The sequence below is a fragment of the Nonomuraea sp. NPDC050556 genome, assembly GCF_044457355.1.
GTDB lineage: Bacteria > Actinomycetota > Actinomycetes > Streptosporangiales > Streptosporangiaceae > Nonomuraea.
The window spans coordinates 110573-125439 of record NZ_JBITGU010000004.1 but is presented as its reverse complement, the minus strand read 5'-3'; the positions used below and the strand labels follow the sequence as shown (position 1 = coordinate 125439).

Annotated in this window: 19 protein-coding genes; 8 read left to right on the top strand and 11 right to left on the bottom strand. The window is 70.0% G+C overall.

Going from position 1 to position 14867, the window contains the following annotated elements; genetic code table 11:
• Positions 1-12: 12 nt before the first annotated feature.
• Positions 13-441 carry a hypothetical protein gene (locus ACIBG8_RS37645; protein ID WP_397347970.1) on the top strand — a complete coding sequence of 143 codons (429 nt, stop codon included), beginning with the start codon at positions 13-15 and terminating at the stop codon, positions 439-441.
• Here the strand turns inward: ACIBG8_RS37645 and ACIBG8_RS37640 are convergent.
• Genes ACIBG8_RS37640 through ACIBG8_RS37625 form a run of 4 tightly spaced genes read right to left on the bottom strand, consistent with a single transcriptional unit; the run spans position 438 to position 4175 of the window.
• Complete coding sequence (locus ACIBG8_RS37640; protein WP_397347969.1) at positions 438-1460, bottom strand: ABC transporter ATP-binding protein; 1023 nt, start codon at positions 1458-1460, stop codon at positions 438-440. The two genes, ACIBG8_RS37645 and ACIBG8_RS37640, sit on opposite strands and share 4 nt — an antisense overlap.
• Entirely contained in the window at positions 1457-2257 is an 801-nt protein-coding gene (locus ACIBG8_RS37635) for an ABC transporter permease (RefSeq protein WP_397347968.1), read from the bottom strand. The genes ACIBG8_RS37640 and ACIBG8_RS37635 overlap by 4 nt, the downstream gene beginning before the upstream one ends.
• The gene (locus tag ACIBG8_RS37630; protein WP_397347967.1) at positions 2254-3096 is read right to left on the bottom strand and encodes an ABC transporter permease; all 843 of its coding nucleotides are present in this window, start codon (positions 3094-3096) and stop codon (positions 2254-2256) included. Before ACIBG8_RS37630 ends, ACIBG8_RS37635 begins: the two co-directional genes overlap by 4 nt.
• Complete coding sequence (locus ACIBG8_RS37625) at positions 3093-4175, bottom strand: extracellular solute-binding protein (RefSeq protein WP_397347966.1); 1083 nt, start codon at positions 4173-4175, stop codon at positions 3093-3095. Before ACIBG8_RS37625 ends, ACIBG8_RS37630 begins: the two co-directional genes overlap by 4 nt.
• A 277-nt stretch (positions 4176-4452) precedes the next feature.
• Here ACIBG8_RS37625 and ACIBG8_RS37620 point away from each other — a divergent pair, with 277 nt between their 5' ends.
• Genes ACIBG8_RS37620 through ACIBG8_RS37605 form a run of 4 tightly spaced genes read left to right on the top strand, consistent with a single transcriptional unit; the run spans position 4453 to position 8322 of the window.
• Complete coding sequence (locus ACIBG8_RS37620; protein WP_397347965.1) at positions 4453-5877, top strand: aldehyde dehydrogenase family protein; 1425 nt, start codon at positions 4453-4455, stop codon at positions 5875-5877.
• Positions 5862-6758, top strand: a complete 897-nt coding sequence (locus ACIBG8_RS37615; RefSeq protein ID WP_397347964.1) for a CoA transferase subunit A — start codon at positions 5862-5864, stop codon at positions 6756-6758. The genes ACIBG8_RS37620 and ACIBG8_RS37615 overlap by 16 nt, the downstream gene beginning before the upstream one ends.
• Positions 6755-7510, top strand: a complete 756-nt coding sequence (locus ACIBG8_RS37610) for a CoA-transferase subunit beta (protein ID WP_397347963.1) — start codon at positions 6755-6757, stop codon at positions 7508-7510. Before ACIBG8_RS37615 ends, ACIBG8_RS37610 begins: the two co-directional genes overlap by 4 nt.
• Complete coding sequence (locus ACIBG8_RS37605; protein ID WP_397347962.1) at positions 7507-8322, top strand: citrate/2-methylcitrate synthase; 816 nt, start codon at positions 7507-7509, stop codon at positions 8320-8322. Before ACIBG8_RS37610 ends, ACIBG8_RS37605 begins: the two co-directional genes overlap by 4 nt.
• Here ACIBG8_RS37605 and ACIBG8_RS37600 read toward each other — a convergent pair.
• From ACIBG8_RS37600 to ACIBG8_RS37585, 4 genes are read right to left on the bottom strand one after another with little or no spacing between them, the layout of a single operon-like run.
• Complete coding sequence (locus ACIBG8_RS37600) at positions 8292-8993, bottom strand: lysostaphin resistance A-like protein (protein WP_397347961.1); 702 nt, start codon at positions 8991-8993, stop codon at positions 8292-8294. The genes ACIBG8_RS37605 and ACIBG8_RS37600 overlap by 31 nt on opposite strands.
• Positions 8994-9002: 9 nt before the next feature.
• On the bottom strand, positions 9003-9389 hold the full coding sequence (locus ACIBG8_RS37595; protein WP_397347960.1) for a septal ring lytic transglycosylase RlpA family protein: 387 nt from the start codon (positions 9387-9389) through the stop codon (positions 9003-9005).
• Between the two features lie 23 nt (positions 9390-9412).
• Complete coding sequence (locus ACIBG8_RS37590) at positions 9413-10507, bottom strand: winged helix DNA-binding domain-containing protein (RefSeq protein WP_397347959.1); 1095 nt, start codon at positions 10505-10507, stop codon at positions 9413-9415.
• A gap of 30 nt (positions 10508-10537) precedes the next feature.
• Positions 10538-10900, bottom strand: a complete 363-nt coding sequence (locus ACIBG8_RS37585) for a YchJ family protein (protein WP_397347958.1) — start codon at positions 10898-10900, stop codon at positions 10538-10540.
• A gap of 46 nt (positions 10901-10946) precedes the next feature.
• Here ACIBG8_RS37585 and ACIBG8_RS37580 point away from each other — a divergent pair, with 46 nt between their 5' ends.
• Positions 10947-11714, top strand: a complete 768-nt coding sequence (locus tag ACIBG8_RS37580) for a hypothetical protein (RefSeq protein ID WP_397347957.1) — start codon at positions 10947-10949, stop codon at positions 11712-11714.
• Here ACIBG8_RS37580 and ACIBG8_RS37575 read toward each other — a convergent pair.
• From ACIBG8_RS37575 to ACIBG8_RS37565, 3 genes are all read right to left on the bottom strand, one after another.
• Positions 11711-12076: a hypothetical protein gene (locus tag ACIBG8_RS37575; protein WP_397347956.1), complete on the bottom strand. Its 366-nt coding sequence runs from the start codon at positions 12074-12076 to the stop codon at positions 11711-11713. The genes ACIBG8_RS37580 and ACIBG8_RS37575 overlap by 4 nt on opposite strands.
• Positions 12077-12147: 71 nt before the next feature.
• The gene (locus ACIBG8_RS37570; protein ID WP_397348863.1) at positions 12148-13071 is read right to left on the bottom strand and encodes an ornithine cyclodeaminase family protein; all 924 of its coding nucleotides are present in this window, start codon (positions 13069-13071) and stop codon (positions 12148-12150) included.
• Positions 13071-13478, bottom strand: a complete 408-nt coding sequence (locus ACIBG8_RS37565; protein ID WP_397347955.1) for a nuclear transport factor 2 family protein — start codon at positions 13476-13478, stop codon at positions 13071-13073. The genes ACIBG8_RS37570 and ACIBG8_RS37565 overlap by 1 nt, the downstream gene beginning before the upstream one ends.
• Before the next feature lie 77 nt (positions 13479-13555).
• Here ACIBG8_RS37565 and ACIBG8_RS37560 point away from each other — a divergent pair, with 77 nt between their 5' ends.
• Together ACIBG8_RS37560 and ACIBG8_RS37555 are read left to right on the top strand one after the other, a co-directional pair.
• A complete protein-coding gene (locus ACIBG8_RS37560) occupies positions 13556-14071 on the top strand; it encodes a TetR/AcrR family transcriptional regulator (protein ID WP_397347954.1) in 516 nt (171 codons plus the stop codon).
• Positions 14068-14808: an MBL fold metallo-hydrolase gene (locus ACIBG8_RS37555; protein ID WP_397347953.1), complete on the top strand. Its 741-nt coding sequence runs from the start codon at positions 14068-14070 to the stop codon at positions 14806-14808. The genes ACIBG8_RS37560 and ACIBG8_RS37555 overlap by 4 nt, the downstream gene beginning before the upstream one ends.
• Positions 14809-14867: the final 59 nt, after the last annotated feature.

Sequence of the window (14867 nt, the reverse complement as noted above, 5' to 3'; positions counted from 1 at the left end):
CATGATGGATGGATGGGGGTCTGGCGGGTTGTGGGGGTGTATGCGGGACTCGGCCTGCTCTGGTGGCCTGCCGTACGGCTGACCAGGCGGGCCGTCGGCTGTGGTGACTGGGACTGCCTCGCCTACTCCGTCGGCCTCCAGGCGATCGTCACCCTTGCCGTGCTCGCTGCGGCGATCCCGCTGGTCAAGAGCGTGCGCACGGCTGTGGTCGCGGCGGCGGTCCTCCTGGTGATCAGAGCGGCGGGCGAGGCGCTGCCGTCCTGGCCGTCGCGGGTCGTGGAGGTCCTGGCCGCGTGCACGGCCTTCGCCACGGCGGGCGCGATCGCGGCCTACCTCACCAGCGAGAGCGCCTCGGGGAAACGACGGCTGGCCACCGGGCTCGGGCTGGTCAGCCTGCTGCCGGTGGCGCTCGCCCTCGTGTGGTTCAGATACGGGCTCTAGGCGGGGAAGACCTGCACGTGGTCGTCGGCGACCCTGACCCGCACCTCGTCGCCGGGGGCGAGCTTGGCCGCCGCCCGCGAGGAGATGTCCGCGAACACCGACGCCGGATGCCCGTTGAGCTGCGAGTGCAGGTAGACGCGGGTCGTCGCGCCGAGGAACACGGTGACGTCGACCACCGCCTTCGCCCCTGGCCCGTCGGTGGACAGCTCCACGTCCTCGGGGCGGAACATGCACAGCACCCGCTCGCTCGGCGCTTCCACGTCGAACGCGCCGCCCGCTGTCACCCGGCCATTGACCGCACCGAGCTCCAGGGTGTTGCGGTTGCCGACGAATCCGGCGGCGAACCGGGTGGAGGGCGCGGTGTAGATCTCGGCGGGCGGGGCGCACTGCTCGATGTTGCCCGCGTTCATCACCGCCACCCGGTCGGAGATCGCCAGCGCCTCGGCCTGGTCGTGGGTGACGAAGACGGTGGTGATGCCGATCTGGTGCTGGATGCGGCGCACCTCGTCGCGCAGGCGGTGCCGTACCTGGGCGTCCAGAGCCGACAGCGGCTCGTCGAGCAGCAGCACCTCGGGGCGCGGCGACAGCGCGCGGGCCAGGGCGACGCGCTGCTGCTGGCCGCCGGAGAGCTGGTTGGGCAGCCGGTCGCCGAGCTCGGACAGGCCGACCAGGTCGAGCATCTCCGCCACCCGCTCCTCGCTGGGCTGCTTGCGCACGGTCAGCGGGAAGGCGATGTTGCCGCGCACGGTCAGGTTGGGGAAGAGCGCGTAGGACTGGAAGACCATGCCGATGGGCCGCTTGCGCACCGGCACGCCGGTCATGTCGACGCCGCCGATCGACAGCGTGCCGCTGTCGAACTCGGTCAGGCCCGCGATGCACCGCAGCAGCGTCGTCTTGCCGCAGCCGGACGGGCCGAGCAGGGCCAGCATCTCGCCCTGCTCGACGCTGACGTCCACGCCGTTGAGCGCGTTGTGCCCGGCGTAGCGCTTGGTGATGCCCTTGAGGACGACGTGGCTCATCGAAGGGTCCTTCCGATCGTGCTGACCCGGCCCCGCCCGAGACGCACGACCAGTGCTGACATGGCGAACAGGAAGCCGAAGGTGAAGACGGTGATGACGGCGAGGGCGTTGGGGTCGCTGAGCGTCCGCGAGACGAACTGGCGGGCCGACCACAGCGGCAGCGTCTCGTAGTTGACGCCGACGAGGATCTTGGCGAGCGCGAACTCGTTCATGGCGGTGGCGACGACGAGCAGCGAGCCGGAGATCACGCCGCCGCGGATGGCCGGCAGGATCACCCTGACCAGCGTCTGCGCGGGGCTCGCGCCGCACGTGGACGCGGCCTCACTCAGCTGTACGGCTCCCGCCGCCACCAGCGAGCTCTCCACCGCCCAGTACATGAACGGGAACGCGATCGCCGCCGTCGACAGGGCCAGCAGAAGGAAGGTCTGCCCGAGTTGCGGCACCAGCGACCCTGTGACGAGCTGGATGCCCGCGCCGACCACCACCCACGGGATGGCGAACGGGATCACCGCGACCGTCTGCACCACCGAGCCGATGCGCGGGTTGTGCACCACCGACCAGTAGGCGGCGGGCACGACGAGCACGATGTCGATGGCCACGACCACGAGCGACAGCAGCAGGGAGCGGCCGAGCGCCCCTGCGACGTCCGGCTTGCTCACCAGCTTGCCCCAGTGCTCCAGGGTGTAGCCGTCGGGCAGCGGGGTGTCGGTCCAGCGGGTCGCGATCGAGTAGAGCAGGGCGGCCAGCAGCGGCAGGCCGAAGTAGACGGCCAGCAGCCCCAGGAAGGTCCTTTTCACAGCCACCTCGCAGCGCGCCTGAGCGACAGGCGGTAGAGCACGGTCGAGCCGATCGCCAGGATCATCAGCAGCACCGACAGCACGGCCGCGCGCTCCAGGCCGAACACCGACGACTCCAGCGTGGTGCCGATCTGCAGCGTGATGAGCTTCTGCGAACCGGGGGAGGAGGCCAGCGCGTACGCCACGGCGTACACCCCGATCGTCCAGGTGAAGATGAGCAGCCACCCGGCCACCACGAACGGCGAGAGCACCGGGATGCCCACGTGGCGCCAGAACTGCCAGCGGCTGGCGTGGCAGACGGCGGCCGCCTCCTGCCAGTCGTCCTTCAGCACCGACAGGGCGGGCAGCGTGAGCAGCACGAACATCGGCACGTTGAAGTAGAGGTAGACGATGTTCATCCCGCTGAAGGAGCCCACGGAGGGGAACTCCAGTCCGGTGAGCAGCGTGAGCATGCCGGTCGAGCCGATCAGTGCCACGAAGCCGAAGGCCAGGCCGATGCCGGCGAAGTTGGAGGCGACGTTCATCAGCGACAGCCAGAACGCCCGGCCGCCCAGCTTCATGCGGGTGATCAGCCAGGCGGCGGGAGCGCCGATCGCGGTGGCGATGGTGGCCTGCACGAAGCCGAGCGCCAGCGAGCCGACGATGCTCTGCCTGTCGACCGGGTTGTCGATCACCTTGGTGATGTTGCCCAGCCCGTAGCTGCCGTCGCGCAGCGCGAAGGTGTCGTGCACCAGGCGCAGCGCGGGCAGGACCAGCATGACGAAGGCGAAGACGAGCAGGGGCAGGGCAGGCCCCCAGTTCGTGAGGAACCTGCCCGCTCTGGTGGTACGAGTCGTCACGCGAGGACCTTGGCCTCCCAGTCGGCGACGATCGACTCCACGTTGATCTTCGTGATCTCGATCTCCTTGACTGGCGCGTAGGAGGCGTCGGGCAGCCAGTTGGCCTTGGCGTCCGCCGGGACCTGGAGGTCGCCGTTGAGCGCGCGGATCGGCCTGGCGCCGAACTTGGCGAACAGGATCTGCGCCTCGTCGCTCAGGACGTAGTCGATGAAGCCCTTGAGGAAGTCGCCCTTGGCGGTGTTGTACTTGTTGATGATCAGGCCGGACGGCGACCAGACGGAGCCGTCGGACGGGATGATGACCTCGACGTTGACGTTCTTGGCCTTCAGCGCCGCCTTCTGCGCGATGCCGTTGAAGTCGTAGTTGATCTGGATCGGGGCCTCGCCCTTCTCCAGCGTCTCCTCGCTCATCTTGGCCGCGCTGATGTTGCCCGCGTCCTTCATCTTCTTGAAGTAGTCGTAGGCGGGGGCGAGGTTGTCGACGCTGCCGCCGTTGGCGATCGCGGCGGCCACGACCATGGCCTGGCCGGTGCCCGAGGAGGCCGGGTTCTTGGTGGCGATCAGGCCCTTGTACTCAGGCTTGAGCAGGTCGGCCCAGCTCTTGGGCGGGTTGGGCACCTTGTCGGTGTTGACGACGAAGGAGGGGGCGCCGACGAACGTGGCGACCCAGCCGCCCTTGCCCTTCTGCCAGTCCTTGAGCTTGCTCGCCGACGGGGGCAGGTACTCGGGCACGACGCCCTTCTGCTCGGCGATCGGGCCCCACATCAGGCCGATGTCGCTGGCGGTGCCGACCGGCTTGTCCTTCTCCGCGTCGAACTTGACGATCTCCTCGGCCGAGGACATGTCGGTGTCCTTGTGGTCGCAGGTCGCGTTGTTCTTGGCGCAGAAGGCCTTGACGACCTCGCCGTAGTTGGCCCAGTCGGGGGCCAGGCCGTAGGTCGGGAGGTCCTTGCCCTGCTCGGCGATCTTGGCCGCGTCCGGGGCGGCCTTCCAGTCGTAGTCGCCGGCGCCGGAGCCGCCACAGGCGGTGAGGGCGAAGAGGGATGCGACCGCTATGACCCCGAAACGGAGGTTTTTCATTAAATGACCCTTCTCGCGTGATTTCGCACCGAATAGTGGCCCTTGATGGTTTCCATCGGGTTAACTCGAAGCGAACTCCGGCGGCGCTGCCTGCAGGTCTGTTCCCGGCATGTCTAGTGCAGGCATGTGGCGGGGCCAATGCGTGAGTTGTCTATCGCGGGTATAGGCAAACCCATATAGGGGCTGCCTATCGGGCCCATCGGCGTTATCCCACTTGTCCGATACGTGCCTAACGGTGAGGCTTTGCCGTACCACGAACATGACTGGAAGGAACTCGATGGCGACGATCCCGAGTCGCTACCTGCTCAACCACATCGGCGGCGAATGGCGTGCCCCCGAGAGCGGGCAGACCCGGCCGAACATCAACCCCGGCGACCTCTCCGACCACCTCGGGGACTTCGCCGAGTCCGGTGGAGCGGACGTAGAGCTGGCAGTGGAGGCCGCGTCGGCCGCCATGCCCGCGTGGAAGGCGCTCGGGCCCATCAAGCGCGCCGAGTACCTGCGCGCCGCCGAGCGGCTCATCGAGGAGCGGGCGGAGGACTTCGCCCAGGCGATCACCCGCGAGCAGGGCAAGCTGCTGAAGGAGGCGCGCGGCGAGGTCAAGCGCGCGCTGGCCATTCTCGACTTCACCGCGGGCGAGGGCAGGCGGCTGAAGGGGGAGACGCTGCCGGCCGAGGAGCCGCGCACGTTCTCCTACACCTTCCGCGCGCCGATCGGCGTCGTCGGCCTGATCACGCCGTGGAACTTCCCCCTCGCGATCCCGATGTGGAAGGTGGCCCCCGCGCTGCTGGCCGGGTGCGGCGCGGTGCTCAAGCCGTCGCCGCTGACCCCGCTGACCTCGGCGCTGCTGGTGGAGGCGTTCGTGGACGCGGGCGTGCCCGCCGGCGTGCTCAACCTGGTCCAGGGCGACATCGCCGCGGGCGAGGCACTGGTCGCGCACCCGCGCGTGGCCGGGATCAGCTTCACCGGGTCGCTGCCCGTGGGCCTGAACATCCACACGGCCGGCGCGCCCCGGCTCATGCGCACCCAGCTCGAACTGGGCGGCAAGAACGCGGTGCTGGTGCTGGCCGACGCCGACCTGGAGAAGGCGGCCAAGGCAGCCGCCTTCGGCGCGTTCGGCCAGTCTGGCCAGCGGTGCAGCGCCACCTCGCGGGTGGTCGTGGACCGCTCGGTCAAGGAGGAGTTCCTCTCCCTGCTGATCGTCGAGGTGGGCCGGGCGCACTCCGAGATCGGGCCGGTGATCAACGAGGCGCGCATGAACGCCTGCCTGGACGCGATCAAGGCGGCCCAGGAGGTCGGCGCCAAGGTCGCCGTCGGCGGCGGGCGCGCTCCAGGCAACGGCTTCTACGTCGAGCCGACCGTGCTGCGCGACGTGCCCTGGGACTGCGAGATCGCCCAGGAGGAGATCTTCGGCCCGGTGCTTTCGGTGATCGACTGCGACGGGTTCGACGAGGCGATGCGCATCTCGAACTCGGTGAAGTACGGCATGAGCGGCACGATCTTCACGCAGGACCCCGCGCGCATCTTCGAGGCGATCGACCAGTTCGAGGCCGGGATGTTGCACGTCAACCGGCCGGGTGTGGGCGCCTACTCGCACCTGCCGCACATGGGGGCCAAGCTCTCGCAGTTCGGGCCACCGGAGTGCTCGCCGCAGGTCTGGGACTTCTACACCGAGTGGCGGTCCGCGTGCATAAGCTACTGACCGCCGCCGAGGCCGTGTCCCGCCATGTCGGGGCAGGGGCGGTGGTCGGGATGGGCGGGCAGAACATCAACCGGTGCCCGATGACGCTGGTCCACGAGGTGATCAGGCAGGGGATCGGCGGGCTGACCGTGGTCGGCTGCAACCTGTCGCTGCCGCTGGACATGCTGGTCGCCGCCGGGCTGGTCGCCCGCACCGAGCAGGGCACCGGCAACCTGGAGCGGTACGGCACGCTGTTCGCCTGGCGGCGGGCGGTCGAGCGGGGCACGGTGACCGTGGGCGACCACTCGCACCTGGCGATGGCCACCCGGTTCGCCGCAGGGGCGCTGGGCCTGCCGTACCTGCCGACGCGGAGCCTGCTGGGCAGCGACCTGCTGAGCGACATGGTCGAGGCGGGGGTCGCGGTCGAGGCGGTGGATCCGTTCGAGAACAAGCCGGTGGTGCAGCTCAAGGCGATGGTTCCCGACGTGGCGCTGATCCACGCGAACCGCGCCGACTTAAGCGGAAATATCGTCATTGAGGGGGTCACCTCGCACGAGGTGGACATGGTCCGCGCCGCCCGGGTGACCATCGTGTCCGCGGAGGAGATCCTGCCCGCTGGAGCTTTCGCCGACCGGCCCGAGCAGGTGACCATCCCTGAGGCGTACGTCACGGCCCTGGTGGAGCAGCCGTTCGGGGCCTTTCCGACCTCGGTCTACCGCGCCTACGACTTCGCCGAGTCGGAGATCAAGGAGTACCAGGCGCTGGGGCGCGTCTCCGACGAGGCGCTGCGCGAGTGGATCTCCGCCAACCTCGGCGGCTCCTTCGAGGAGTACCTGAAGAACCGCGACGCCTCGGGGGCGCTGCGCGAGGCGCTGGTCGAGCAGATGGGGAGGCTGGTATGAACGCTGCGCTCCCTCGCGAGCTGCTGGTGGTCGAAGGCGCGCGGCAGATCCGCGACGGTGACCTGGTCATCGTCGGCACCGGGCTGCCGCTGCTGGCGGCGACGCTGGCGCAGAAGACGCACGCGCCGGACGCCAAGCTGGTGATCGAGTCCGGCGTGATCTTCCCCAAGGTGATGCCGACGCCGGTCTCGGTGGTCGACCCGCGGCTCATGCACGGGGCGGCCAGGCACGGCTCGCTGTTCGAGGCGCTCGGCGGGCTCGTGCAGCGCGGGCTGGTGCGTACCGGCTTCCTGGGCGGGGCCCAGGTCGACGAGTACGGCAACATCAACTCGACGTGGGTGGCCGGGAAGCGGCTGCCCGGCAGCGGCGGGGCCAATGACATCGCCAGCCACTGCGGGCAGGTCGTCATCCTGACCGACCACGAGCGGCGGCGCTTCCCTGCCCGCTGCGAGTACGTCACCAGCCCCGGGTTCCTCGGCGGGCCCGGCGAGCGGGCCAAGGCCGGGCTCGGGCCGCTGCGGGTCAAGGTCATCACCAACCTGTGCGTGATGGAGGCGGCGGACTCCGCGCTGGAGGTCACCGCCCTCATGCCGGGCGCGTCCGTCGAAGACGTGCTGGCCAACACCGGCTTTACGCCGAAATTTCGTGACTCACTGGACACTGTCGTTCTCCCGGACCCGGAAGAGATCCGCCTCCTGCGCGAGGAGATCGACCCGGCGTGCGTGTACTTTCCCGAAAGGAAATCCCGTTGACCGAGAAGAAGCCGTTCGCCTGGGAAACCGCGATCGCGTGGAAGAACAAGGACCGCATCGTCGTCCGCGGCTATGACGTCAACGAGCTGACCGGCAACATCTCCTTCGCCGAGCACTTCCACCTGGTGCTCAAGGGCGAGCTGCCGACCCCCGAGGTCGGGAGGATGACCGACGCGATCATGGTGAACATGGCCGAGCACGCCATGTCCCCCTCGTCGGCCACGGTCCGCTTCGCGACCTCCGGCGGCGCCGAGCTCAACTCGGCCGTCGCGGCCGGTGTCGCGGGCATCGGCAAGCTGCACGGCACCGCCGACCGCCCGGCCGAGCTGTTCCTCGCGGTCGCCAAGCGCGCCGACGAGGAGGGCATCAGCGACCAGGAGGCGGCCCGGCTGACCGTGGCGGAGATGCGCGCCGTCAAGGAGCGCATGCCCGGATTCCACCACGCCCAGCACATCCGCGACCCGCGCACCGTCCGCCTGATGGAGCTGTCGGACAAGCTCGGCGTCACCGGCCGCTACGTCAAGATCGCCCGCGCGATGGAGGACGCGACCGAGGAGGTCTTCGGCCGCCGCATCTGGATCAACGGCCCTGGCTCGATGGGCTGCATCGGCCTGGACATGGGCTACGAGCCGCTCCAGCTCAAGGCGCTGTTCATCGTGTGCCGCTCGCTGTCGCTGTGCGCGCACTCGATCGAGGAGATGACCCGCGAGAAGGGCTGGCGCGCCTCGACCAACTCGCACATGGTGCAGCCGCTCGACCTGGCCATGCAGGGCCCGGACAACTACGACGGCCCCGCCGACAGGGCCCTCTGACGGGTCAGCGAGGGAACGACGGCGACCGCCGCCGCCAGGTAGAGCAGAGCCAGTACGGTCCCCAGCGCCGGCTGCGGCGGCACCAGGTCGACGGCCAGGTTGTGGCCGACGTGCGCGGCGATGACGACCAGCAGTCCCGCGCGGTTGTAGAGCCAGGCGTAGACCACCGAGGCGGCCATCAGGCGCACCGCGCTCGACGCGACGTCGGCGGCGGAGAACGCCTCCATGCCGGAGAGCGTGGGCCACAGGTGCCACACCGTCCACAGCGCGCCGACGACCAGGGCCGCGTACAGCGGGCCGTACCGGCTCTGGAGCCTCGGCTGGCCGAACCCGCGCCAGCCGAGCTCCTCGCCCAGCGCCCCGGTGAGCAGCGGGCCCAGCATGGCCAGCTCGATCGCCTGCACGCCCTGGCCGGACACCACGCAGAAGGTCAGCGCCAGGCCGACGGGGACCACCAGGACGAGGGCGTACCAGCCCAGTGCTGCCCGGCGAGAAGCGAGCGAGCGCAGCTGTCCGGTGGCCGCCGTGACGATCACGGCGGCCACCGAGGGCGAGATCGCGATGAGGACGACGGCGGGGGAGAGGTCCTGCGGCCCCTGTCCCGTGGCCCTGAGCCACAGGATCCCCGCGATGGTGAGGGCGTACGTCAGGACGCCCCATAAGGCAATCATGGGCTCAGGCTAGGAAGCGGCGGGCTCTTCCTCGATGAGGTCGTCCGGCGTATCGGTGGTAGTGCCTGCCCCCGCCTTCCCGGCGGGGACCACGGACAGGGTCACCTTCACCAGACCCATGCTGATCGGGGCGAGCTTCTCGAAGGCCGCCTTGGACAGCACGAGGCAGTGCGCCGGGTTGCTGAAACGTTCGTTGACCCGCACGACGACCGAGCGGTGCAGGGGATCGTTCGCCCTGGAGACCTTGACCAGGGTGTCGAAGGGCAGCGTCTTGTGTGCCGTGGTCATCGACGTCGGGTCGGATATCTCACCGCTGGCCGTACCTCCTCCTTTGCCGTCGAAGTAGGAGGCGATGCACGTTTCCACCGCTGGCGGTGGGGGCGGGATAGCAATCATCACCCTATGTTGTCATATGACCACTAAGCGTGCCCGCCCACGGTCACCTCGCCGATCGACCACGTCGGGACGGCCTCCAGGATCTCGCCGACCCGGGTCACCTGGGCGTCGAGCTGGTCCATGTCCACCGAGCGCAGCGGCTCGACGACGACCGTCATCTTCCTGCCCGACCGCTTGTGGTGCCACAGGCCCGCGGCCACGCCGTCGACCAGCAGCACCTGGAAGTTGCCGCGCAGCCGCTCGGTCGCCGCGCCCGGGTAGAGCAGCTCGCGCGGGTGGTTGCCGACGACGTAGGAGTAGTTGTCGAAGTACGGCAGCAGCCGGACGCCGCGCGGCTCGGCGTCGGTGACCTCCAGGTCGGTGCTGTACGCGGCGACGCCCTCCACCTCGACCTGGTGCAGGTCCACCTCGGCGAACAGCTCCCTGGCCCAGGGGCGCGGGGCGTTCAGCCAGTGGGCGAACATCTCGGGCGTGGCCGGGCCGTACGCGTTGAGGTAGTGGGGGACCAGCGCCCGGAGCGCGGCCCGCCCCTCCATCGGCGCGAAGCCGGGCAGGCCGCGGTAGGTCACCTTGCGCCCTCTGCCCGCGCCGAAGCGCAGCGCGCCCCGGTGCGCGGCCAGGTGCATGACCTGGCGCCAGCGCGGCCAGTAGGTTTGGAACGCGGGCATGACCCGCTCGCCCGCCCACGCCCCTGTGCGCCCCACCACGGCGTCGTCCAGCTCGTCGATGGTCAGCTCGTCGTCCAGCAGCGCGTCGCGCACCGCCTCGACGACCTCGTCGGCCTGCTCGGGCGTCATGAAGGTGATGGGGTGGGGCGACGGCGCCTCGGTCAGCGCGCCCAGCCACATCGGCAGGTCCGCCGACGGCACCAGGTGCACGGTGCCGCGCGGGCCGAACGTCTTGACCACGGTCTCGTCGCGCCACAGCGCGTCGCGCAGGTCCTGGCGGGTGGCGCCCTCGATGCGCAGCCCGACGCCGAGCTCGGCGGCCGACATCACCTGGGCGTGCGTGGCCGCCATGGCCCTGACGACGTCCGCCGGAGCCTTCTCTGCCGGTACGTCGAGGAAGTGCCGTTGGAGGCGGCGCGCACACACCTGGGACCAGGTCATCTTCTGCATGACACCCACGCTAAACCCCAATGAGGAAGACTACGTTCCGCAATAAACCCACGCGCCCTGGAATCGGGTGAACTTGCTGTTCTCCTCCACGACGCCGTCGCTGGAGTGGGCGCGGAAGTGCACGGTGCCCTCGGTGTGGAAGGGGCTGCCGCCCGTGGTCTCCAGCACCTCCAGGCCGGTCCAGCGCACCTTCCTGTCCAGGCCCACCCGCTGCGGGCGGACGTCGGGATGCCAGGTGCGCAGCAGGTAGGCCTCATCGCCGACGCTGAAGGCGCTGTAGCGCGAGCGCATGAGCAGCTCCGCCGTGGTGGCGGCTGCCTCGCCCCGGTGGAAACGCCCGCAGCAGTCGGCGTAGGTCTTCTGCAGCCCGCATGGGCAGGGTCGTGGAGCCATGCGCCTATTGTGCTGGCCGCGCCCGGTGGCCCGTACCCTGACTACCGTGAGTTTCGACCAGTTGCTGAGCGGTCTCCAGTCGGGTGCGAGCGCGCAGGTCGCGGGAATCAGCCGCGGCTACGGCTCGCCAGCGCACCGCACCGTCGGCGCGGGCTCGGGCGTGGCCAGGATGCGGTGCGCTTCGCTGCTCAAGCCCCTCTACGCGTGGGCGGCCGCCGAGCACGTGGGCGACGCGGGGTTCTGGCGCGAGCACGCCGAGCCCGCCGTGCTGGTGTCGTCCAACACCGACACCATCGCGCTGTGGCTCTCGGTCGGGCCCGGCGTGCTGCTCGACACGCTCGCCGCGCGCACCGGCGTGCGCTGGTCGCCGCCCAACGGCGACCCGTCGCGGTTCGGCTCGGTCGAGGTGTCGGCGGCCGAGGTGGCGCAGGTCTACGCGGTGTTCGCGCAGGCGGCGCTGGCGGGTGACCGTACTGCTGAGACGGTCCTGACGTGGATGACCGAGGTGCCGGCCGACCAGACGTACGGCGCGCGGGAGGCGATCGGCGCGCCGGGCGCCGGGGTCAAGTGCGGCTGGTTCGGCGGGGCGGACGAGATCTGCCTGCGCACCCACGCCGTCGCCGTCGTGCCGGGCAAGGGCGCGGACGTCAGGGTGGTCGCGGCGCTGACCGCGCAGCCGTACCCGGACGAGCGGGAGCGGGAGATCTACCGGGCCAGGGTGGCCGAGGGGCTGCCCGTGGAGGGCGAGCACGACCGGGTGGGCGGCGCGCTGCTCCGCGGGCTGCTCTCCCTGGCCTATGCCGAGCTCGGTTAGAGACGCTTGCCGCTGCGGCCGTCGCATTCCTTCCAGTCGCTCCGGCTCTCCTGCGGGACCCAGCACTTCATGGTGCGGACCTTGGAGCTGTTGTCGTTGTAGCCCTTGATCGTCACCGGGCCGCGCCACCACCAGCCGCGCAGCTTGGTGTAGCCCTTGCCCGGGGTCCTGAAGTGGGGGCTGCACTTCCACTCCAGCCGCTGGTTGCGGCCGCAGATCTCCACCTCGTCCGAGTAGTGGGTGGAGACCGCGATCTGCTGGCCGTACCCACCCCGCTGGGTGGTGGTGGCCTGGGCGGCTGTTGCTCCGACCAGGGGGATCATGAGAGCGGCTCCGACGACGACCAGTGTGCGTGCGTTCATGTGCACCCCTTCGTGGTTGTTGTTGACCCGAGGGTGCATCCGGTCGTGTTGAGGACGTGTTGAGTGCGCGCTCAGTCCCAGAGGGGGAGGGTGCGGCCGACGCCTGCCCTGAGGGCTGACTGGTAGAGGGCCTCGGCGGCGGCGACGTCCTGGATGGCGGTGCCGGTGGAGTCGAACACGATGATCTCGTCGGGGCTCAGCCTGCCCGGCTTGACGCCGCGGATGACGTCGCCGAGTTCCGCCCTGACCGGGGTGTCCGGGCGGTGGTGCAGCTCGCCGACCTCGGCGCACTGGTGGGTGACGTCGGTGACCAGCGCGGAGCCCGCGAGGAGGTCGTCGTGCAGCTCGCGCTTGTCCGGGGCGTCCGAGCCCACCGCGGCGACCAGGGCGCCTGGCCGGACGGCGTCGAGGCCCAGGTAGGGGGTGGTGGAGGGAGTGAGCGTCACCACGATGTTCGCATTTTTCGTGGCATCAGCCACGGTTGCGGCTGGCCGTACATCGTGATTTTTGGCGAAACTTCGGGTCTTGTCGGGGTCGCGGGACCAGACCAGGACCTCGCCGATCGGGCGGACCTCGCGGATCGCCGCGATGTGGCTGGCGGCCTGGGCCCCCGTTCCGATGACCGCGAGCGTGGCCGCGCCCTCAAGGGCGAGGTGGCGTACGGCTACCGCGGTGGCGGCCGCCGTGCGCAGCCGGGTCACCGTGGCCGACTCCAGGAACAGCAGCGGCTGGCCGTTCTCGCCGTCGAAAAGCGCGATCACCCCGACGATGCTCGGCAGCCCCAGCGTCCTGGGCCGGTCGTAGAAGCAGGCGCCGATCTTGACGCCCACCACGCCGCCGTGCCCGCTCGCCTTGATGTGGAACTCGCCCGGCGGGCTGTCGAGGTGGGCCAGGCGGCTGGGCAGGTTGTCGGTCCTGGCGAAGGCCCGCTCGATGAGGTCGATGTACGCGGCCGCGTCGAGCAGGCGCTCCACCTCGGTCTGGGTCAGCAGCATCACGCCAGCGATGATGCCGTGAAATCTGCCGTGATGGGGCCCCAGTAGTCCCGGAAGAGTGAAATCTGGCCATTTGTTACATGAAATACCTGGATATAGGGCAGCCGGGTGTCGGCATCGAGCTTCAGGTCCAACTCGGCGATGACCACCTCGGGGTCGGTCGTCTCGTGCAGCGTCATCGTGCTGCCGCTCTCGTCGATCTTGAGATTGGCCTCGTCCGCCCGGCGGCCGAGCGTGGTGAACAGCCACTCGATCGCCTCCCTGCCCTGGTAGCGGGCGCGCATCCCGGCGGGCGCGAACGGGAACTCGACCACGCCGTCCTCGGTGAACAGGTCGGCGCGCCCCTTCCTGTCGCTGGTCACCCCGGCCCTGAAGAACTGCTCGACGACCGCTCTGGCATCTGACATGGGAAGGCTCCTCTGCGTAGAATCGGAGTTGTGACTCCGATTAGAAAATACGGAGCGGCGACTCCGTTTGTCAACGCATGATGCGCGCCGACGCGGCCAGGAACCGCGAGAAGGTGCTCGCCGCCGCGCAGTCCGTCTTCGCCGAGCAGGGCGTCTCGGCCAGGACCGAGGACGTCGCAAGGGCGGCGGGCGTCGGCATCGCCACCGTCTTCCGGCACTTCCCGACCAAGGAGGCGCTGGTAGGGGCGGTCCTGGTGGCGCTCATGAAGGGCTTCGTCGACCAGGCGGACGAATTGCTCGCCGCGGACGATCCGGGAGCGGCGCTGCGCACGTTCATGGAGACTCTGGTGCGGGTGTCCGCGACCAAGATGGCCTACGTCGACGCGCTGACCTCCGCCGGCGTCGACGTCGAGAACGCGCTGGAGGAAGGGCGGGGCATGCTGCCCGAGGCCTTCGGCAGGCTGCTCCGCCGGGCCCAGGAGGCGGGCGAGGTGCGCCAGGACGTCACCGTGGAGGAGCTGATCGCCTTGATCGTGGGAGTCTCGCGCGCGCCTGAAGCGCTGCGTATCGTCTTCGACGGGATCCGCGCATGAAGCTCACGACGCTCGGCGGCAGCGGCGCCTGGCCCACGGCCGACCGGGCGTGCAGCGGTTACCTGGTCGAGCTGGAAGGTTTCCGCGTCCTCATCGACCCGGGCTACGGCACGATGCCGCTGGTCGACGTCGAGACGCTGGACGCGGTTCTGGTCACCCACGGGCACCCCGACCACTGCGCCGATCTGAACCCGCTGCTGCGGGCGCGGGTCTGGGGCGACACGGCGTGCCCGCCCCTGCCGGTCTACGCGCCGCCGGGCGCGCTCGACGCCGTGCTGGCGCTGGACCGGCCTGGGGCGTTCACGTCCGGGCTGGTGCTGCACTCCATGGCGCCGCGCGAGCCGTACCGGATAGGGCCCTTCGACCTGGAGACGTGGCTGCTGCCGCACCACCGGCCCAACCTGGGCCTGCGGCTCAGCGGCGGCGGGAAGGTGCTGGCGTACACGGGCGACACGGGCCCGGCGCCCGAGCTGTGGGAGCTGGCCAGGGACGCGGACATCTACCTGGCTGAGGCGACCTTTCCCGTCGAGGTGCCAGAGGAGAACGCCGGATACCTGTCCTCGGCCAGGCAGGCGGGGCGGGACGCGGCACGGGCCGGGGTCGGCAGCCTGTTGCTGACCCACCTGCAGCCCGGCGTCTCGGAGGAGGAGTCGATCGCGGCCGCCGCCGAGGGGTTCGACGGGCCCGTCGCCGGGGGGGGGGCGGGCCGGCCGGCCCCCCCCCCCCGGGGGAAATGAGAATCCCACCCACCACCGCAACCCGAACAACCAGGCGGTGAAACACGAAAACCGCGAAA